Below are 19,177 nucleotides of genomic sequence, written 5' to 3'. Positions count from 1 at the left end.
CTGGCGTCAAACCTATTTTCCGGAATCTCATCCCATCAGGTGAGTCCGTTGGAAGAAGGAGCAGGACCCTTGGCCTCCCACCGCCGTCCCAAGCAGCCGAGCCGCGCGCGGATCTCCGTGCTCACCGCTGCTGCTGCGACCGCGGTCGCCCTCTCCGCCCAGGTGGCCGCGCACGCCGCGCCGCAGCCGAACAAAACGGACGTCAAGGCGCAGATCGACCAGCTCCAGGAGGAGCAGGAGCAGGCGGCGGAGAAGTACAACGGCGCCAAGGAGCGGGCCGACCAGCTGCGCAAGCAGGCCGACCAGCTGCAGGACCAGGTGGCCCGCAGTCAGGAGCAGATGACCCAGCTCCAGGGCGGTCTCGCCGAGGTGGCGGGCGAGCAGTACCGCACCGGCGGCATCGACCCGTCCGTCCAGCTGATGCTCACCTCCGACCCGTCCGGCTACCTGGAGAAGGCCTCCACCGTCCAGCAGGCCAGCAGCAGCCAGGCCGAGGCGCTCAAGGGGCTGCTGGACCAGCAGCGCCGGCTGGACCAGGAGAAGGTCGAGGCCTCCGCCGTGCTCGCCTCGCTGGACACCACCACCAAGGACCTGAACCAGGCCAAGGCGGACGTCAACACCAAGCTGAAGGCCGCCCAGGACCTGCTGAACTCGCTGAGCGCCACCGACCGCGCCGCGCTGAAGGCCCAGCAGGCGCAGGACGACCGCGCCTCGCGCGGCAGCGACCGGGTCGACCTCAGCAGCCTGCCGCCGGCCAGCGGCTACGCGGCCGTGGCGATGGCCAAGGCGATGAGCAAGCAGGGCTCGCCGTACGTGTGGGGCGCCACCGGCTCGACCACCTTCGACTGCTCGGGCCTGATGGTCTGGGCGTACGGGCAGGCGGGCGTCTCGCTGCCGCGCACCTCGCAGGAGCAGGGCCACTACGGCACCCGGGTGCCCTCGCTGGACCAGGCCCAGCCGGGCGACCTGGTGATCTACGGCAACGACATGCACCACGTCGGGATGTACATCGGCAACGGCATGGTGGTCCACGCGCCGCACACCGGTGACGTGGTGAAGGTGATGAAGGCCGACGCGATGTCGATCAACACCATCCGCCGGGTCTGACGGCCCGACACGCCCGCGCGGCCCCTCCGGGGGCTGTGAAAAGCGCCACCCCTCGTGCGGGGGGTGGCGTTCGGCTTTCGGCCCCTTCGCGGCCACATGCTGAGAATCGATCAGCCTTCTGTGTGCCGGTGGTCACCATCGGTCATTTTCACAGAAGAACTTGGGAAATCTTTGGTCTTTTTTCTGACAAGGATTTGAACCGATCACGGTTCAGTTACTAGGGTCGTGCCCTGAACCACCGCACTGTCGATCGCCCAGCCAGGGTGGCGGCGGTGGTTACCGTCGAGTTCGTGAGGCAGCGGGGCAGGTCGAAGCGACTGCCCGACAGGGGAGCCCAGTGGTTAGGGGCGCTGCGGAGCGGAGCCGGGGAACCACGTTCCTCCGGGGTGAATCGACGCCAGGTCGGCCGATGGAACGGCCGTGAGGCGTCGTAGGGCATGCTTCCGGCCCGAACCCGTCAGCTCACCCGGTAGGCGGACGTAGGAAGAAGGAGTCCGCCTTCGTGGCGTCCCATCGTCGTCCCAAGCCCGCAGGCCGCGCCCGGGTCTCGATCCTGACCGGTGTCGCCGCGGCAGCCGTCGTCCTCTCCGCGCAAGGCGCCCACGCCGACCCGCAGCCGACCAAGGAACAGGTCAAGGGGCAGGTCGACCAGCTCAACGAGCAGGCCGAGATCGCGACCGAGAACTACAACGCGGCCCAGGCCAAGCAGCAGGAGCTGGAGAAGCAGGTCTCCGGCATGCAGGACCAGGTGGCCCGTCAGCAGGCCCAGGTCACCGAGCTCCAGGGCGGCCTGGCCGAGATCGCCGGCGAGCAGTACCGCAACGGGGGAATATCCCCGACCGTCCAGCTGATGTTCTCCTCCAGCCCGGACACCTTCCTCAGCCAGGCCGACGCGCTGAACCAGGCCGGCAGCACCCAGAAGGGTCAGCTGAAGGAGCTCCAGGAGCAGCAGCGCAAGCTCGACCAGGACCGCAACGAGGCCCAGGGCAAGCTCGCCGAGCTGGAGTCGACCACCCAGCAGCTGAAGACCTCCAAGGAGGAGGTCCAGGGCAAGCTGAAGGCGGCCCAGGACCTGCTCAACACGCTGACCGAGCAGGAGCGCCAGGCGCTGCGCCAGGCCGAGGAGAAGGCCGCGGCCGACGCCAAGGCCAAGGCCGACGCCGCCCAGGCCCAGCAGCAGCAGGCCGACCGCGCCTCCCGCGACAACAGCCGCGGCGACCTCGCGACCGGCTCGACCGCCTCCTCCCCGGTGAAGGTGGCCCCGGGCAGCTCGCGCGGTGCCGCCGCGCTCTCGGCCGCCGCCTCCAAGATCGGCAGCCCGTACGTCTGGGGCGCCACCGGCCCGGGCTCCTTCGACTGCTCCGGCCTGATGGTCTGGGCGTTCAACCAGGCGGGCGTGTCGCTGCCGCGCACCTCGCAGGCGCAGGCCTCGGCCGGCACCCGGATCGGCTCGGACATCTCCCAGGCCCAGCCCGGCGACCTGCTGATCTTCTACACCGACGCCCACCACGTCGGCATCTACGCGGGCAACGGCCAGGTGCTGCACGCGCCCAAGCCGGGCGCGTCGGTGCGCTACGAGGCCGTCACCAACATGCCGCTGGCCTCCATCGTGCGGGTCTGATCACCGCTCGAACGCTTCCAGGCCCGGCCTCCCCCAGGGGAGGCCGGGCCTGCGGTTTTTCCTGCGGCTTTTCCCGAGGGTCGATCAAATGTCCGACAACAGCCTGAATATTCGGGTTGGCAGGGGTTTGGACTCGCTTGCCCTGACTCGCTAACGTCTGCCACCGGACTCCCGCTCGACGGCCGCCCGTCCCGGTGCGGCGGCGGGAGCCGCGCCGCAGGATTGGAGCCGCTGCCGCCATGCCCGTGCACCGCCGTTCCCAACTGCTCGCCCGGGCGCTGGTGCTGACCGCGGCCGCCGCCACCGCCCTGGGTGTGGCCGCCGGAGGCAGCGCCCAGGCCGCCCCCGGCAGTCCCGACCCGGGCGACCGCCAGGACGTCAAGACGCAGGTGGAACAGCTGTACGACGAGGCCGAGCAGGCGTCCGAGAAGGCCAACGCGGCGCAGGAGGCCCAGCGGCGGCTCCAGGGCGAGACCACGATCCTCCAGGGCGAGATCGCCGTGGCCCAGGACCAGCTCAACGGGCTGCGGGGCGACCTCGCGACGGTGGCCGGGGCCGAGTACCGCGGCGGCGGGATGACCCAGACCGCCCAGCTCATCCTCTCGCCCGACCCGGAGGGCTACCTGTCCCGCGCCCGCGCCCTGGGCCAGGCCGCCGCGCGCCAGCAGGAGACCCTGCACGAGCTGGTCGCCCGGCAGCGCCGGCTCGACCAGCGCCGGACCGAGGCGGCCGGCAAGCTCGACGAGCTGGACCGGACCCGCCGCTCGCTCGCCGACAGCAAGCAGCAGATCCAGCAGCGGCTGGCCAGGGCGCAGAAGCTGCTGAACGGTCTGGGCGCCGCCGAGCGGGCCCGGCTGACGGTCCAGGATGCCCGGGACGCCGAGCAGCGCGCCACCCGGGGCACCGACCGGCTGGACCTCGGCACCGCCCCGCCCGCCTCCGAGCGCGGGGCCGCCGCGCTGGCCGCCGCGGTGCGGATGATCGGCTCCCCGTACGTCTACGGGGCCACCGGCCCGCACGCGTTCGACTGCTCCGGTCTGATGTACTACAGCTGGCGGCAGGCCGGAGTGACCCTGCCGCGCACCTCGCAGGCCCAGGCGTACGCCGGGCAGCGGGTCAGCCTGTCCGAAGCGCGACCGGGAGACCTGGTGATCTTCTACCGGGACATGCACCACGTCGGCATGTACGCCGGCGGCGGCGTGATCGTGCACGCCCCCCGCCCGGGCGCCAAGGTCCGCTACGAGAGCGTCACCGCCATGCCGGTCTCCGGGGTGGTCCGGCTCTGAACGCCCCGCCGTCCGGCCCCGCCGACCCCACTGGCCCCGCCGGTATATCCGGCTCCCGCCCCCGCCGGACGCTGTCCCGGCGGGGCGCGCTGCTGCTCGCGGCCGGTGGGCTGGCCCAGCTGTCGCTGCCTCCGGCCGCCCCGGCGGCGCCCCCGGCCCGCTCGGCGGACCGGCACGCCGAGGTGTCCGCCGCGCTGGCGGAACGGGCGCGCTCGGCGCCGCCGTGGGCCGGGCTGCCGGTGGCCGGGGCGGGGTACCGCAACCTGGTGCTCGCCGCCTCCGGCGGGCCGGAGCGGCTGACCGCCGCCGCCGAACTGGCGGTGCGGATCGCCGGGTACGACGAGTACCCGGTGGTGTACCCGCGCCGGATCGAGCTGGTCCGGTCCGGTGACGGCTGGCGGGTCGAGCGCGAGGAGAGCGCGGGCGGCCCGCCCGCGCCGTGGGACTTCGGGCCGCTCCGGTCGGCTCCGGGAGCGAACTGCCTGGTGGTCGGGCCGGCCGCCGGGCCCGACCCGGCCGGGCTGGCCGCGGTGGGGGACCGGGCGGTGCCCGCCGTCACCGAGGTCTGGGGCGGAGCCTGGCCGGAGCGGCTGCTGCTGGAGCGGCCCGCCACCGAGGAGCAGTTCGCCCGGCTGCTGGAGGGCGACCCGGACGGCTGGACGGGCATGGCGGCGGTCACCGTGGCCGCCCCCGGCGCACCGTGGCACACCCCGGCGGACCGGGTGCTGGTCAACCCGGAGGTGTACGGCCGGCTCAGCGACTTCGGCCGCCAGGTGGTGATCACCCACGAGGCCACCCACGTCGCGACCAGGGCCGACACCCGGGCCTGGACCCCGCTGTGGCTCTCCGAGGGCGTCGCCGACTGGACGGCGTACCGCGACTCGGGCCGCAGTCCGCAGCAGGTCGCCCCCGAGCTGGCCCGGGACGTCGCCGCCGGGAGGACGCCCACCGCGCTGCCCGCCGACCGGGACTTCGCCGCCGGGGCCACCGGCATCGCCCAGGCCTACGAGCAGTCCTGGCTGGCCTGCGAGCTGATCGCCCGCACCCACGGGCCGCAGCGGCTGGTCGCCTTCTACCGCGCGATCGGCGCGGCCGACGGGCAGGGCGAGGACCGGGAGCGCCGCACCGACCGGCTGATGCGCCGCGAGCTGGGCGTCGGGCTGGAGGAGTTCACCCGGCAGTGGCTGGCGCGGATGGCGGAGCTGAGGGGCTGATCAGCGGCGCTGCTCGGCCGGGGCGCCCGGGTGGCCGATGCCGTCCAGCAGGTCCTGCTCGTAGGCGATGCCCGGGCGCACCGGGTAGCCGGCGGACGGCAGCGCGGCGGGCTCGCGGTCCAGCACCACGGTCGGCGGCAGCGGCGCCTCGCCGCGGGTCGAGCGCCAGAGCCGGACGCAGGAGAGCACGGCCGCGGCCAGCAGCAGCAGGTTGCGCGCGGCCAGCACGGTGACCGCCACCGGGTCGCTGGCCAGCACCTGGGTGAACATGGTCGGGAACTCGACCAGGGTCAGCGGGCAGGCGAGCAGGATCAGCACCGCCACCGGCCGCTGGCTGCTGTTGCGCACGGTCAGGCAGACCGCCGCGACGCCGACCAGCCAGACCAGGTACTGCGGGCTGATCACCCGGCTGGTCACCACGAAGATCAGCAGCGCGCACAGCGCCGCGTCGTACATGGTGGCCGCGCTGCGGCGCTTGGAGGTGTAGCGCCACAGCAGCAGCCAGGCGAAGCCCAGCACGGTGCCGGCCATCATCACCTTGCTGATCACGCTCACCCACGGCCCGAGCATCTCGGGGGAGCCGTAGTTCATCGTGACCCTGCCGTCCCAGCTGCCGGCGAGCCGGGCGAAGTGCAGCGGCAGCGCGCCGAGCGACTCGACCTCGATGCCGCGGTCCTTCTGGAAGGCCAGGAAGTCGAAGGCGCCGTTCATCCCGGCGGCGAGCAGGAAGCCGATCGAGACGGCCGTGGCGCCGGCCAGCGTCCAGGAACGGCGGGTGCGGCGGCCGGAGGGGGTGCCGATCAGGCCGAGCAGCGGCCAGATCTTGACGATGCCGCCCAGGCCCAGCAGCAGTCCGCCGACCGCCGGGCGGCGGATCAGCGCCAGCAGACCGGCCAGGGCGACCGCGGTGACGATGACGTCGAAGCGGTTGTAGATCATCGGGCCGAGCAGCGGGACGCCCACCACCCACATCCAGGCGCCGGTCAGCGCGCGACCCCGGCGCAGGCCGGTGCGCACCAGCAGCGCGGCCGCGGCGGCGTCGGCGATCCCGCAGATCACCCAGAACGAGACCAGGTACGACCAGGGCAGCAGGCCCGGCAGCAGGATCACCAGGGCGGCGCCCGGAGGGTACTGCCAGGTGACGTCGTCGAAGGGGAAAGTGCCGGTCTGGAGCACGCCGTACCAGGCGTGGTAGATCATCCAGACGTCCGCCGTGACGTCGCCGCCGGGCGCCTTCAGCACGCCCGTCGCCAGCAGCACCAGCAGCGCGCGGGTGGCGATCCAGGTGGCGCCGAGCGCGGCGAGCGCCCCGAGCGGGCGGCCGAGGCGGCCGCGTGAAGAACCGGGCTCGGTGGCCGGGGCCAATTCCACTGCGCTCCCTCGTTCGTCTCGGACGTCCCCACCGGAGGCGTCGTGGAGACGGACGCCCGGGCCGCGTCGCACTGCGGCCTAGGTACTAGGACTGACCCGGGGGTCAAACGGTTGCCGTGCGCGGTTCCGTTCCCGGCGGGTCATGGTGTTGACCTATCGTACGGATCACCCAGCGGTACACCGCGCACCCCCCGACCGAGCGAGCCGTGGCCTGATGCACAGAACCTTGATCGTCACCAATGACTTCCCGCCGCGCCCCGGTGGCATCCAGGCCTTCGTGCACAACATGGCCGTCCGTCAGCCCGCAGGCAGTGTCGTGGTGTACGCCTCGACCTGGCGGGACGGTAGCGAGGTGGCCCGCTTCGACGCCGAGCAGCCGTTCCCGGTGATCCGGGACCGGACGAAGGTGATGGTTCCCACACCGCGGGTCACCCGGCGGGCCGCCGAGATCCTGCGCGCGGAGAAGTGCGACTCGGTCTGGTTCGGCGCCGCCGCGCCGCTCGGGCTGATGGCGCCCACGCTGCGCCGGGCCGGGGCCGGGCGGCTGCTCGGCATGACCCACGGCCACGAGGCCGCCTGGGCCCAGCTGCCGGTCTCCCGGCAGCTGCTGCGCCGGATCGGCGCCGGCACCGACGTGCTGACCTACCTGGGCGAGTACACCCGCTCCCGGATCGCCGCCGCGGTCGGGCCGCAGGCCGCGGCCCGGATGGTCCAGCTGCCGCCGGGCGTGGACGAGACGACCTTCCACCCGGGCTCCGGGGGCGCCGAGGTGCGCCGCCGGCTCGGGCTGGCGGACCGGCCGGTGGTGGTCTGCGTCTCCCGGCTGGTGCCGCGCAAGGGCCAGGACACGCTGATCGAGGCGATGCCGCAGATCCTCGCCGACGTGCCGGACGCGGTGCTGCTGATCGTCGGCGGCGGCCCGTACCGGGCGGACCTGGAGAAGCTCGCCGACGCCACGGGCGTGCGGGACTCGGTGCGGTTCACCGGCTCGGTGCCGTGGGAGGAGCTGCCCGCCCACTACGGGGCCGGGGACGTCTTCGCGATGCCGTGCCGCACCAGGCGCGGGGGGCTGGACGTCGAGGGCCTGGGCATCGTCTACCTGGAGGCCTCGGCGACCGGCCTGCCGGTGGTCGCGGGGGACTCCGGCGGCGCGCCGGACGCGGTGCTGGAGGGCGAGACCGGGTACGTGGTGCCCGGCGGCTCGGCCCCGGCGGTGGCCGAGCGGATCGTGCGGCTGCTGCGGGACGAGGAGCTGCGGCGGCGGATGGGCGAGGCCGGGCGGCGCTGGGTGGAGCGCTCCTGGCGCTGGGACCTGCTGGCCGGGCGGCTGACCTCGCTGCTGGCCGGATGACGCCGACGGGCCCCGCCACTTTCCTGGAGTGGCGGGGCCCGTCCGGCGCTGGCGGTCGGGCCGCGTCGGGCGGCCGCTTCCGGCGGCTACTTCCGGTAGAGCGCCTCGATGTCGGCCGCGTAGTCCTTCAGCACGACGTTGCGCTTGAGCTTGAGCGAGGGCGTCAGATGGCCGCTCTCCTCGGAGAACTCGGTGTCCAGCAGCCGGAACTTCTTGACCGCCTCTGCGTGCGAGACGGCGGCGTTGCCGTCGTCCACCGCGCTCTGGAGGGCGGCCAGCAGGTCCGGGTCGTCGGCGAGGTCGGCGACGGTGGCGTCGGCGGGCTTGCCGTTGAGCTCCTTCCACTTCGGGAAGAAGTCCGGGTCGACGGTGATCAGGCAGGCGATGAAGGGCTTGCGGTCGCCGACCACCATGACCTCGCCGACCAGGGCGTGGGCCCGGATCCGGTCCTCGATCACGGCGGGGGCGACGTTCTTGCCGCCGGCCGTGACGATGATCTCCTTCTTGCGGCCGGTGATGGTCAGATAGCCGTCGGAGTCCAGCGAGCCGAGGTCGCCGGTGGCGATCCAGCCGTCCTTGAGGGTGTCGGCGGTGGCCTGCGGGTTGTTCCAGTAGCCGGTGAAGACGTGCGGGCCCTTGAAGAAGACCTCGCCGTCCTCGGCGATCCGCACGGAGGCGCCGGGCACCGGCTGGCCGACCGTACCGATCTTCGGCCTGTCCCACGGGTTGAAGGCGGTGGCCGCGCAGGTCTCCGTCAGGCCGTAGCCCTCCAGGACGGTGAAGCCGATGCCCCGGTAGAAGTGGCCCAGGCGCTCGCCGAGCGGGGCGCCGCCGGAGATGGCGTGGGTGGCCCGGCCGCCGAGGGCGGCACGCAGCTTGCCGTAGACCAGCTTGTCGAAGACCGCGTGCTTGAGCCGCAGCACCAGCCCGGCGCCGCCGGCGTCCAGCGCCCGGCTGTAGGCGATCGCGGTCTCGGCGGCCTTGTCGAAGATCTTGCCCTTGCCGTCGGCCTGGGCCTTGGCGCGGGCGGTGTTGTAGACCTTCTCGAACACTCTGGGCACGCCCAGGATCAGGGTCGGCCGGAAGGCGGCCAGCTCGGCGGTGACGTCCCGGATGTCGGAGACGTGACCGAGCTTGATCGGGGCCATCGCCGGGGCGATCTCGGCGATCCGGGCGAGCACGTGGGCCAGCGGCAGGAAGAGCAGGACGGAGCTCTCGCCGGTGCGGAACAGCGGGGCCAGGCGCTCGACGATGTTGCCGCACTCGGCCAGGAAGTTGCCGTGGGTCAGCTGACAGCCCTTCGGGCGGCCGGTGGTGCCCGAGGTGTAGACGATGGTGGCGATGTCGTCGGGACCGGCGATCCGGCGGCGCTCGTGGACCGTCGCGTCCGGGACGTCCTGCCCGGCCTCGGCCAGGGCTGCGAGCGCCCCGCCCTCGATCTGCCAGGTGTGCTTCAGCTCCGGCAGCCGGTCGCGGACCTCGCCGACCACCCGGACGTGCTGGTCGGTCTCGGTGATCACGGCGACCGCGCCCGAGTCACCGAGGATCCACTCGACCTGCTCGGTGGAGGAGGTCTCGTACACCGGCACGGTGACGGCGCCGGCCGTCCAGATCGCGAAGTCCAGCAGCGTCCACTCGTACCGGGTGCGGGACATGACGCCCACCCGGTCACCCGGCTCGACGCCGGCGGCGATCAGGCCCTTCGCGGCGGCGTGCACCTCGGCCAGGAACTGGACCGACGTCAACTCCTGCCACTGGCCGTCCACCTTCCGGCTGAGCACGGCGACGTCCGGGTGCTCCTCGGCGTTCCGGTGCACCGGGTCGGCGAGGTTGCCGCCGCTCGGTACCTGGTAGAGGGCCGGAAGGCTGAAGTCGAGCAAGACTGCTCCTCGTTCGCGACGCTGCGGGACGGCAGGACGTTACTGCCCGGTAGGCAGCTTCGACCAGAGGGGTCGGCTCCGGTGTTCGAAGTGTCACACCCGGCCGGGTCCGACCAGGCCGTGACCGGGTCGTTCGAATGGCACCCTACGACAGAGCAGGGCGACCGGCCGGTAACATGCCCGGCCGCCCGGCGCCCGCCCGCACCACGGCCGCCCGCCGGGCACGGCCCGCGCCGCCGCGCCGCCCGCCGGGCGCGATAGCCTGCTCCGGGCGGACCGGGCCGAGCGCGCCCCGGCCGGACCGGCAGGCAGAGGGACGAGGCGGAGGGCCATTCCATGGCGGAGCACACCAGGTCGAGCATCACCATCGACGCGACCCCGGCCACGGTCATGGCCGTGATCGCCGACTTCGCCGCCTACCCGGCCTGGACCGGGGAGGTCAAGGAGATCGAGGTCCTCAAGGCCGGCGAGGACGGCCGCGCCGCCGAGGTCCGGCTGCTGCTCGACGCCGGCGCCATCCGCGACGAGCACGTCCTCGCCTACACCTGGGACGGCGACCGGGAGGTCTCCTGGACCCTCGTCCGCAGCCAGATGCTCCGCTCGCTGGACGGCTCCTACACCCTCGCCCCGCTGGCCGGCGGCCGCACCGAGGTGACGTACCAGCTCGCCGTGGACGTCAAGATCCCGATGCTCGGCATGATCAAGCGCAAGGCCGAGAAGGTCATCATCGACCGCGCCCTGGCCGGTCTGAAGAAGCGCGTCGAAGGCTGACACGACCGAACGGGGGGCCGGACGGCATGACGGCGACACGCACCATCCTGATCAGCGGCGACTCGGGGGCTCCCGCGGTGGCCGCCGCCACCGCGCTGCACGCCGCCCGGCGCGGCCACCGCACCTGGCTGCTGGCCGCCGACGACCCGCACCGCGCCCTGGACTCCGCCCTCGGCACCCGGCTGGAGCCCGAACCGCTCCTCCACGCACCGGGCCTGACCGTCTCCCGGATCGACGAGCAGGCCGCCTTCCGCTACGCCGTCGGCGAGCTCACCGGCCGGCTCAAGCCCGCCCTCGACCTGCTCGGCGCCGAACAGCTCGACCCCGAGGAGCTCACCGCCCTCCCCGGCATCGCCCGGCTCGCCCTGCTGCGTGCCCTGCCCGCCGCCGACCAGGACGTCCTGGTCGTGCTCGCCCCGCCGCCCGCCGAGCTGATCGCCACCCTCGCCCTGCCCGAACAGCTCGCCCGCTACCTGGACCGGCTCGTCCCCGAGCAGCGGCAGGCCGCCCGGGCGCTGCGCCCGCTGCTGGCCGGGCTGGCCGGTGTCCCGATGCCCGCCGACTGGCTGTACGAGGGGCGCACCAAGGCCGTCGCGGCGCTCGCCGAGTCCCGCGCCGCGATCACCGGCCCCGGCACCAGCGTCCGGCTGGTCGTCCCGGCCGACGGCCACCCGTACCGCGAGCTGCGCCGGATCCGGGCCGGACTCGCGCTGCACGGGCACCGGCCGGACGCCGTGGTGGTGCACGGCGCGCTGCCCGGGGCCGCCGTCTCCTCGCCCGACCCCTGGCTGGCCGCCCTGGCCCGCCGCCGGCAGGAGGAGCTGACCGCGCTCGCCGCCGAGACCGACGCCCCGGTGCTGGTCACCGACCTGGCCGACGCCACCCTGGAAGCCGTCGCCGACCGGCTCTACGGGGACGGGGACGGGCCCGAACGGCTCGCCCCCGGGCCCTGGCCGGTCGAGGACCGGCTCGCCGAGGAGGGCCTGCTGGTCTGGCACCTCGACCTGCCCGGCGCCGACCGCTCCGAACTGGACCTGGTCCGCCGGGGCGACGAACTGGTGGTCGGAATCGGCACCCACCGCCGGGTGCTCACCCTCCCGTCCGCGCTGCGCCGCTGCACGGTGGCCGGGGCGGGGCTGCACGACGGGGTGCTCTCGGTGCGGTTCGCGCCCGACCCGGCGCTCTGGCCCCGGGGCTGACGGGGGTTCGGCGGCGCTTCGGCGGCGCTTCGGCAGGGCTCCGCCAGGGGTCCGGCGGCTTTTCGGGCCGCCCGGCCGGTCGGGTAGCGTCGGGCCCAAGGGGCCGCGGGGTGCGGCCACGGCTGAGGAGGCGCCCGCGATGACCAGCACCGACGACCGCACCGAGCCCGGCGGCCGGCCGGACGCCGAGCAGGGCGGCGAGCAGGGCGACCAGGGGTACCCGTTCGGGCCGGAGCTGGGCCCGCTGGTGGACGAGGTGCGCCGGTTCGCCGGTGCGCTCGGCGACAAGGCCCAGGAGGCGAGCGCCACCACCCTGATCACCCTGTCCGGGCTGGCCGACCGGCTGCGCACCCAGCAGCCGGAGGTCTACTCCCACCTCGCCGCGGCCGGCACCGGACTCGCCGCCGCGGGCGCCGAGCTGCTGGCCGCCTACCGCGCCGCCGTGGCCGGGCACGAGAGCCGCTGGACCGCCGGGCAGGGCGCGCCGACCGAGAGGATCGACCTCGACCTCGACGGCGACCTCGGCGGCGATGTTGACGAGGCTGACGGGTCGTCCGTCAAGCAGTGAAACCGTGACTTTCGGAGGGTGATCGCACTGCTCTCGTACGTCACGAAGAAGGAGATTAGATACGACTTTTGAAGCGTCACGGCCAGGCTGTCCCAGGATTGTCTTCGGATAATGTATGCGAGGCTGTGTACGGGGGCCGGGTTGGGCGGTAGCGTTCCGTCCAGCGGAACGAGTGAATAGCTGAGGGACACATGGCTCTGACCATCGGCGTCGATGTCGGCGGGACCAAGATCGCGGCAGGCGTGGTCGACGAGGCGGGCGCCATCCTGGCCCGGACCAGGGTGCCCACCCCGGCCGACCCGCAGTGGGCGGTCGACGCCATCGCGCAGGCCGTGCGCGAGCTCAAGGAGGAGCACCCCGGTGTCACGGCGGTGGGCGTCGGCGCCCCCGGGTTCGTCGACAGCAACCGCTCGACCGTGATCTTCGCTCCCAACATCGACTGGGAGAACGAGCCGCTGCGCGGCCGGATCGAGGAGCTCACCGGCCTGTCCACCGTCGTCGAGAACGACGCCAACTGCGCGGCCTGGGCCGAGTTCCGCTTCGGCGCGGCCGCCGACCACCGAGACATGCTGCTGATCACCGTCGGCACCGGCATCGGCGGCGGCATCGTCCTGGACAACCGCCTGCACCGCGGCCGCTTCGGCGTGGCCGGCGAGATCGGCCACCTCAACATGGTCCCCGACGGCCTGCTCTGCGGCTGCGGCGGCAAGGGCTGCTGGGAGCAGTACGGCTCCGGGCGCGCGCTGCGCCGCTACGGCCGGGAGAAGGCGGCCGCCGACCCGCAGCGCGGCCACCGGATGCTGGAACTCAACGACGGCGTGGCCGAGACGATCCGCGGCATCCACATCACCCAGGCCGCGGAGGAGGGCGACCCGCTCGCCCTGGAGTGCTACGCCGAACTGGCCGACTGGCTGGGCCGCGGCATGGCCGACCTCGCCGCGCTGTTCGACCCGGGCGTCTTCGTGCTCGGCGGCGGCGTCTCCGACTCCGGCCGGCTGCTGCTCGACCCGGTCGCCAAGGCGTTCGAGCACTACCTGACCGGCGGGGTGCACCGCCCGCGCGCCGAGGTCGTGCTGGCCTCGATGGGCTCCGCCGCCGGCATCGTCGGCGCGGCGGACCTCGCCCGCACCGCCTGACCCCCTCCGAGCCCGCCGGCGGCGGTGCGACCGGGCCCCGACCGATCCCGGACGCACCGCCGCCGTCGCACGTCCCGGCCCGGCCGCGTACGGTCGGATCGATCCGGTGACCGCCCAGGGGAGGACCATGAGCGCCGCGACCACGACCGCCGCCGTGACCGGGACCGCCGCGCGGGCCGAACCGCTGCCGCCGTCCGGCCCGGGCCGGCTGCGGCTGCTCAGCTACAACATCCGCTCGCTGCGCGACGACCGGCGGGCGCTGGCCCGGGTGATCCGGGCCTGCGAGCCGGACGTGGTCTGCGTCCAGGAGTCCCCGCGCTACTGGCGGCCCGAGGGTCAGGCCGCCTGGCTGGCCCGGAGCACCGGCACGGCCGTGCTGGCCGGCGGCGGCCGCACCGCCGCCGGCCCGCTGCTGCTCGGCCGGCCCGGCGCGGTGGAACTGCTGGAGGTGCACGACCGGCTGCTGCCCAAGACCCGCGGCCTGCACGCCCGGGGCTTCGCCGGCGCGCTGCTGCGGCTGCCCGGCACGGCGCCGTTCAGTGTCACCAGCTGCCACCTCAGCCTGGACCAGGAGGAGCGGTACGGGCAGTTCGAGCTGCTCCTCGACCAGCTCGGAATCGCCGAACTCGGTGTCGTGGCAGGGGACTTCAACGAGCACCCGGACGGGCCCGGCTGGCGGCTGCTGGCCTCGCGGCTCCAGGACGGGTACCCGACCGCGCCCTGGGGAGGCGAGTTCACCTCCGTACCGGAGCGCCCCTACCAGCGGATCGACGCCGTCTTCGCCACACCCGGGATCGCCGTCCTCGGCTGCGGGGTGCCGCACGGGCTGCCCGGCGTCACCGAGGCCGACCTGCGGGCCGCGACCGACCACCTGCCGGTGCTCGCCGTCCTCGAACTGCCGACGAGCCGGCCGGGCGGCCGGCGGGAATTGTCGGACGCGCCCTAGACGACCGCGCCGTGGTCCGGGTCCTCCGGCTCGTCCTCGTCGCGGTCCTTCATCCGCGCGACCAGGGTCACGAAGCCGCCGAGGAAGGCGGTGATCCCGACCCAGGCGGGCCAGCCGGAGATCTCCCGCCAGACCACCGCGTCGACCAGCAGCAGCGCCGGGCCGCCGAGCACCGCCAGCCAGGCGAACTTGGCGGTCACGTCGGCGGCCGGCAGCGGCGGGGGCTCCGGCGGGACGAAGTGCCCCTCGTCGGTCTCCTCGGCCAGTTCGAAGTCGCGCGGGCCCGCGCCACCCGCCGGCATCACCGGCCGGCCGGAGCGGGGGCGGGGCTGCGGGGCGAGGTCGGCCAGGTCGTCCTGGTCGCCGCGGCCGCCGGCGCCGCCCTCCTTGTAGCCGCCTTTGAGCCCGTTCTGCGCCCGGAGGTTCTCGACCTCGGGCCAGTTCGGGTTGTTGAGGTCGACCGGGTCGTCGAACTGTGCCACCAGGGCGGCGAAGATCGCGTCCTGCTCGGCCTGGCTGCGCTCGGGCGCACGGCGCGGACGGCGTTCGGCGGTGTCGCCGGCGGCCTCTCCCGCGGAGCCGGCGGCGGCGTCCCGGCCGGGCGGGGGCGTCGCCGCGCCCTCCGGGCCGGTACGGTCCGTCGGCGCACCGCCCGGGGTGGCGGCGTCCGTCCCGCTGTCCTTGGTCGCGCCGTCCTCGCGGGGAGTCTCGTCCCCGCCGCCCGCCGTGCTGCTCTCGTGCACTTCCGGCCCTTCAGCCATGGTGATCGTCGGATTCGACCCGGGTGACGCCCGCCGCGTGCGCGGGGGCCAGCCGTTGGATGAAGTCCTGGCCGGCCGCGAATATTTCCGCCGCGTCGTGGTCCAGCGTCGCGACGTGGAAACTGCGCTGGCACAGCCGCTCCGTCACGTCCGTCGAGGATATCCGGGCCAGTACCAGTTCCGAGTTGGCCGGCGAGACGACGTGGTCCTGCGGGCTGTGGAAGAGCAGCACCGGCTGGGTCACCTCCGGCAGCAGCCGCTGGACCTCCCGCCACAGCCGGCTCAGCGACCAGGCGGCGTGCAGCGGGGTGCGGTCGTAGCCGACCTCGACCGCACCCGCCCGGGCGATGTCGTTGGCGACCCCGGGCAGGCTGGGCAGCAGGTGGCGCAGCACCGGCAGCAGCACGCTCGCGGGGGTGTCCGAGCGCACCGACGGGTTGACCAGTACCAGCCCGGAGACCGTCGGCCCGTGCAGCGCGGCGAGCCGCAGCGCCAGCGCGCCGCCCATCGACAGGGCGCAGACGAAGACCTGCTCGCACTCGTCGGCGAGCGCCAGCAGCTCGCGCTCGACCTCCGCGTACCAGTCTTCCCAGCGGGTGAGCTGCATGTCCTGCCAGCGGGTGCCGTGCCCGGGCAGCAGCGGCAGCGAGACGGTGAAGCCGGCCGCGGCCAGTTCGTCGGCCCACGGCCGCAGCGACTGCGGCGACCCGGTGAAGCCGTGGCAGAGCAGCACTCCCACCGGTCCGCCGGTGTGGCGGTACGGCTCGGCACCGGGCAGCAACGGCATGGCGGACTCCTTCGCGGGCGGGTGGCGCTGGGGGAGGGGACGCTGGAGGGGGAAGTGCTGCGAAATCGCATCGTCCCACGCTCCGCGCCGGGTCGTACACCCCCTGCGAAGGGGCCGGGCGCGGTCCGTACGGCGGGGGCGGGCACAGCGGACGGCCGCGGGGCATTAGGATCGACCGGTCCGCATAACAGGAGGCCCGGGTTGTTCTACCGACTGATGAAGATGATCGTCGCGCCACTGCTTCGGATCTTCTTCCGGCCCTGGATCGAGGGCGAGGAGAACATCCCCACCGAGGGTGCGGCGATCATCGCGAGCAACCACCTGTCCTTCTCGGACTCGTTCTTCTTCCCCGCCCTGATCAGGCGCCGGGTCACCTTCATCGCGAAGGCCGAGTACTTCAACACCCCGGGCCTCAAGGGCCGGCTGACCGCCGCGTTCTTCAAGGGCGTCGGCCAGCTGCCGGTGGACCGCTCGGGCGTGCGTGGCGCCGGTGAGGCCGCGATCCGCAGCGCCATCGCGGTGCTGGACAGCGGCGAGCTGTTCGGCGTCTACCCGGAGGGCACCCGGTCGCCCGACGGCAAGCTGTACCGCGGCAAGGTCGGCGGCCTGGCCCGCGTCGCGCTGGCCACCGGCGCCCCGGTGATCCCGGTCGCCATGATCGACACCGAGAAGGTGCAGCCGCCCGGCCAGGTGATCCCCAACTTCGGCATCCGCCCCGGCATCCGGATCGGCCGCCCGCTGGACTTCTCCCGCTACCACGGCATGGAGAACGACCGCTTCATCCTCCGTTCGGTGACGGACGAGGTGATGTACGAGATCATGCGGCTCTCCGGCCAGGAGTACGTGGACATCTACGCGACCGCCGCCAAGCGGCAGATCGCGGACGACAAGAAGAAGGCCGACGCCGAGCGCCGGGCCGCCGCCAAGGCGGAGAAGGCGGAGGCCGCCGAGGCCGAGAAGGCCGAGAAGGCCGCCGAAGCGGAGAAGGCCGCCGAAGCGGAGAAGGCCGCCGAAGCGGAGAAGGCCGCCGAAGCGGAGAAGGCCGCCGAAGCGGAGAAGGCCGCCGGGGCGGGCACCTCGGAGAAGCAGCAGGAGAAGCCGGAGTAGGCGTCCGGACGGCCGCTCGGCCGCCCGGACGGGCCCAGGGGAGGGGCGGATGACGGACGACGGGGGCAGAGCCGGCGCGGTCGGCGGCACGGTGGCGGCCGGCGGCATGTCCGTCGAACTCCCGCTGTGGAAGGCGATCTCCTACTTCCGGGTGCTGGCCCTGTGCTACGCCCTGCTGCGGTACTTCAACTCGTACCTGCACTTCCTGCACCCGGTGGCCGGCTGGATCTTCCTCGGCGCGCTGACCCTGTGGACCCTGGCCAGCACCCGGGCCTTCGCCAACCCGCAGCGCTGCACCTGGTACGTCCTGGGCGCCGACCTCACCCTCGCCGTCACCGGCATCGTGATGAGCGGCATGACCGACTCCCCGGCCCGGATCAGCCACGGCGCGCCCACCCTGCCGACCATCTGGGCGGCCGGCACGGTGCTGGGCTTCGCCGCGAAGGGCGGCTGGCGCCCGGCGGCGGCCTCGGGCTCGGTGATCGGCGTCGCCAACATCCTCGGCCACGGCGGGCCGACCGGCGACAACATCCACAACATCGTGCTGCTGATGGTGGCCGGCTGCGCGATCGGCTACGTGATCGAGCTGGCCCGGGCCAGCGAGGCCACCCTCACCCGGGCGCTCCAGGTCGAGGCGGCCACCCGGGAGCGCGAGCGGCTCTCCCGCGACATCCACGACGGCGTGCTCCAGGTGCTCGCCCTGGTCCAGCGGCGCGGAGCTGAGCTGAGCGAGGGGACGGCCTCCGGCGCGGAGCTGAGCGAGCGGACGGCCTCCGGCGCGGAGCTGAGCGAGCGGACGGCCTCCGGCGCGGACTTCGCCGAGCTCGGCCGGCTGGCCGGTGAGCAGGAGCGCGCGCTGCGGGCGCTGATGACGGGCGGTCCGCTGCCGGCGCGGCGCGCGTCGCGGTCCGACGCCGCTGAGCCGCCGGACCCGCACACGCCGTGCGACCTGACCGTGCTGCTGCGCCCGTACGCGGACGAGCGGATCACGCTCTCCGCCCCCGGCACCCCGGTGCTGCTGCCCGGTCAGGCGGCGGGCGAGCTCGCGGCGGCCGTCGGCGCGGCCGTCGACAACGTGCGCAAGCACGCGGGGGAGCGGGCCCGGGCCTGGATCCTGGTCGAGGACGAGCCGGAGGCCGTCACGGTCGGCATCCGCGACGACGGCCCCGGCTACGCCCCGGGCCGGCTGGGCGAGGCCGAGCAGGCGGGCCGGCTCGGCGTCTCCCAGTCCATCCGCGGCCGGCTGCTGGACCTCGGCGGCACGGCCGAGCTGTACTCGGCGCCCGGGGAGGGCGTCGAGGTCGAACTGCGCGTCCCGAGGAAGGCCACTCAATGACCAGCCAGCCGATGACCGATCAGCCGACCGCCGACCGGCCGGTGCGGGTGATGGTGGTGGACGACCACCCGATGTGGCGGGACGCCGTCTCGCGTGACCTCGCCGAGGCCGGACTGGACGTGGTGGCCACCGCGGGCGACGGCGAGGAGGCCGTGCGCCGGGCCCGCGCCTGCACGCCGCAGGTGGTCGTGCTGGACCTCAACCTGCCCGGCCTGCCCGGTGCCGAGGTGTGCCGCCAGGTGGTCGCGCACGACCCGGCGGTGCGGGTGCTGGTGCTGTCGGCCAGCGGTGAGCACCAGGACGTGCTGGAGGCGGTGAAGTCCGGCGCGACCGGCTACCTGGTGAAGTCGGCCGGGCGGGAGGAGCTGCTGGACGCGGTGCGCCGTACGGCCGTCGGCGACGCGGTGTTCACCCCGGGCCTGGCCGGCCTGGTGCTCGGCGAGTTCCGCCGGCTGGCCGCCGAGCCGGCCCCGGCCTCGGCGCCGGCCGCCCCGCGGCTGACCGCTCGGGAGACCGAGGTGCTGCGGCTGGTGGCCAAGGGGCTGTCGTACCGGCAGATCGCCGACCGGCTGGTGCTGTCCCACCGGACGGTGCAGAACCACGTGCAGAACACGCTAGGGAAGCTGCAGCTGCACAACCGGGTGGAGCTGGTCCGGTACGCCATCGAGCAGGGCCTGGACGACGAGATCTGAGGGTCCGGCAGCGGCTGCGGCGCGGCCCCGGGCGGGTGTACGTC

17 protein-coding genes and 1 riboswitch are annotated in these 19,177 nt (G+C 74.0%); of the genes, 13 read left to right on the top strand and 4 right to left on the bottom strand.

The genetic code is table 11. The annotated features are described in order from the left end of the window. Positions 1-69: 69 nt before the first annotated feature. From ACWGJO_RS27805 to ACWGJO_RS27790, 4 genes are all read left to right on the top strand, one after another. The gene (locus ACWGJO_RS27805; RefSeq protein ID WP_452187859.1) at positions 70-1,107 is read left to right on the top strand and encodes an NlpC/P60 family protein; all 1,038 of its coding nucleotides are present in this window, start codon (positions 70-72) and stop codon (positions 1,105-1,107) included. A gap of 338 nt (positions 1,108-1,445) precedes the next feature. After that, positions 1,446-1,599, top strand: a riboswitch (cyclic di-AMP (ydaO/yuaA leader). Between the two features lie 10 nt (positions 1,600-1,609). Beyond that, a complete protein-coding gene (locus tag ACWGJO_RS27800; RefSeq protein WP_452187857.1) occupies positions 1,610-2,728 on the top strand; it encodes an NlpC/P60 family protein in 1,119 nt (372 codons plus the stop codon). Between the two features lie 239 nt (positions 2,729-2,967). After that, positions 2,968-4,014 carry a C40 family peptidase gene (locus ACWGJO_RS27795; protein WP_359897074.1) on the top strand — a complete coding sequence of 349 codons (1,047 nt, stop codon included), beginning with the start codon at positions 2,968-2,970 and terminating at the stop codon, positions 4,012-4,014. Between the two features lie 182 nt (positions 4,015-4,196). Then, entirely contained in the window at positions 4,197-5,228 is a 1,032-nt protein-coding gene (locus ACWGJO_RS27790) for a hypothetical protein (protein ID WP_452187854.1), read from the top strand. On the opposite strand, the gene ACWGJO_RS27785 is transcribed toward ACWGJO_RS27790, so the two are convergent. Continuing rightward, positions 5,229-6,599 (bottom strand): glycosyltransferase 87 family protein, encoded by a 1,371-nt coding sequence (locus ACWGJO_RS27785; protein ID WP_452187852.1) that lies wholly within the window; start codon positions 6,597-6,599, stop codon positions 5,229-5,231. Positions 6,600-6,813: 214 nt separating this feature from the next. On the opposite strand from ACWGJO_RS27785, the gene ACWGJO_RS27780 reads away from it, so the two are divergent. Next, positions 6,814-7,950 (top strand): glycosyltransferase family 4 protein, encoded by a 1,137-nt coding sequence (locus ACWGJO_RS27780; RefSeq protein ID WP_452187850.1) that lies wholly within the window; start codon positions 6,814-6,816, stop codon positions 7,948-7,950. An 86-nt stretch (positions 7,951-8,036) separates the two neighbouring features. Here ACWGJO_RS27780 and ACWGJO_RS27775 read toward each other — a convergent pair whose 3' ends face one another. Continuing rightward, positions 8,037-9,830: an AMP-dependent synthetase/ligase gene (locus tag ACWGJO_RS27775; RefSeq protein ID WP_452187849.1), complete on the bottom strand. Its 1,794-nt coding sequence runs from the start codon at positions 9,828-9,830 to the stop codon at positions 8,037-8,039. Between the two features lie 336 nt (positions 9,831-10,166). On the opposite strand from ACWGJO_RS27775, the gene ACWGJO_RS27770 reads away from it, so the two are divergent. From ACWGJO_RS27770 to ACWGJO_RS27750, 5 genes are all read left to right on the top strand, one after another. Further along, positions 10,167-10,601 carry an SRPBCC family protein gene (locus tag ACWGJO_RS27770; protein WP_359897082.1) on the top strand — a complete coding sequence of 145 codons (435 nt, stop codon included), beginning with the start codon at positions 10,167-10,169 and terminating at the stop codon, positions 10,599-10,601. A gap of 26 nt (positions 10,602-10,627) precedes the next feature. Further along, entirely contained in the window at positions 10,628-11,800 is a 1,173-nt protein-coding gene (locus tag ACWGJO_RS27765; RefSeq protein WP_452187847.1) for an ArsA family ATPase, read from the top strand. Positions 11,801-11,939: 139 nt separating this feature from the next. Then, the gene (locus ACWGJO_RS27760; protein WP_452187845.1) at positions 11,940-12,368 is read left to right on the top strand and encodes a DUF5304 family protein; all 429 of its coding nucleotides are present in this window, start codon (positions 11,940-11,942) and stop codon (positions 12,366-12,368) included. Between the two features lie 191 nt (positions 12,369-12,559). After that, entirely contained in the window at positions 12,560-13,504 is a 945-nt protein-coding gene (locus ACWGJO_RS27755; RefSeq protein WP_359897088.1) for an ROK family glucokinase, read from the top strand. A gap of 127 nt (positions 13,505-13,631) precedes the next feature. Further along, positions 13,632-14,450, top strand: coding sequence for an endonuclease/exonuclease/phosphatase family protein (locus tag ACWGJO_RS27750; protein ID WP_452187842.1), 819 nt, complete (start codon positions 13,632-13,634; stop codon positions 14,448-14,450). Here ACWGJO_RS27750 and ACWGJO_RS27745 read toward each other — a convergent pair. Both ACWGJO_RS27745 and ACWGJO_RS27740 read right to left on the bottom strand, forming a co-directional pair. Next, on the bottom strand, positions 14,447-15,193 hold the full coding sequence (locus ACWGJO_RS27745; protein ID WP_452187841.1) for a hypothetical protein: 747 nt from the start codon (positions 15,191-15,193) through the stop codon (positions 14,447-14,449). The two genes, ACWGJO_RS27750 and ACWGJO_RS27745, sit on opposite strands and share 4 nt — an antisense overlap. Before the next feature lie 10 nt (positions 15,194-15,203). Further along, the gene (locus ACWGJO_RS27740; RefSeq protein WP_359897094.1) at positions 15,204-15,998 is read right to left on the bottom strand and encodes an alpha/beta hydrolase; all 795 of its coding nucleotides are present in this window, start codon (positions 15,996-15,998) and stop codon (positions 15,204-15,206) included. A 216-nt stretch (positions 15,999-16,214) separates the two neighbouring features. Between ACWGJO_RS27740 and ACWGJO_RS27735 the strand changes: the two genes are divergently transcribed. Genes ACWGJO_RS27735 through ACWGJO_RS27725 form a run of 3 tightly spaced genes read left to right on the top strand, consistent with a single transcriptional unit; the run spans position 16,215 to position 19,133 of the window. Continuing rightward, positions 16,215-17,105, top strand: coding sequence for a lysophospholipid acyltransferase family protein (locus ACWGJO_RS27735; RefSeq protein ID WP_452187878.1), 891 nt, complete (start codon positions 16,215-16,217; stop codon positions 17,103-17,105). A gap of 49 nt (positions 17,106-17,154) precedes the next feature. Next, positions 17,155-18,441, top strand: coding sequence for a DUF5931 domain-containing protein (locus ACWGJO_RS27730; protein WP_452187839.1), 1,287 nt, complete (start codon positions 17,155-17,157; stop codon positions 18,439-18,441). After that, on the top strand, positions 18,438-19,133 hold the full coding sequence (locus ACWGJO_RS27725) for a response regulator (protein ID WP_380353246.1): 696 nt from the start codon (positions 18,438-18,440) through the stop codon (positions 19,131-19,133). Before ACWGJO_RS27730 ends, ACWGJO_RS27725 begins: the two co-directional genes overlap by 4 nt. The last annotated feature ends 44 nt before the right edge of the window (positions 19,134-19,177 follow it).

Source organism: Kitasatospora sp. NPDC054795, from assembly GCF_053611565.1.
Note: the sequence above shows the minus strand (reverse complement) of the source record. Positions and strands in the feature narration are given on the sequence as shown.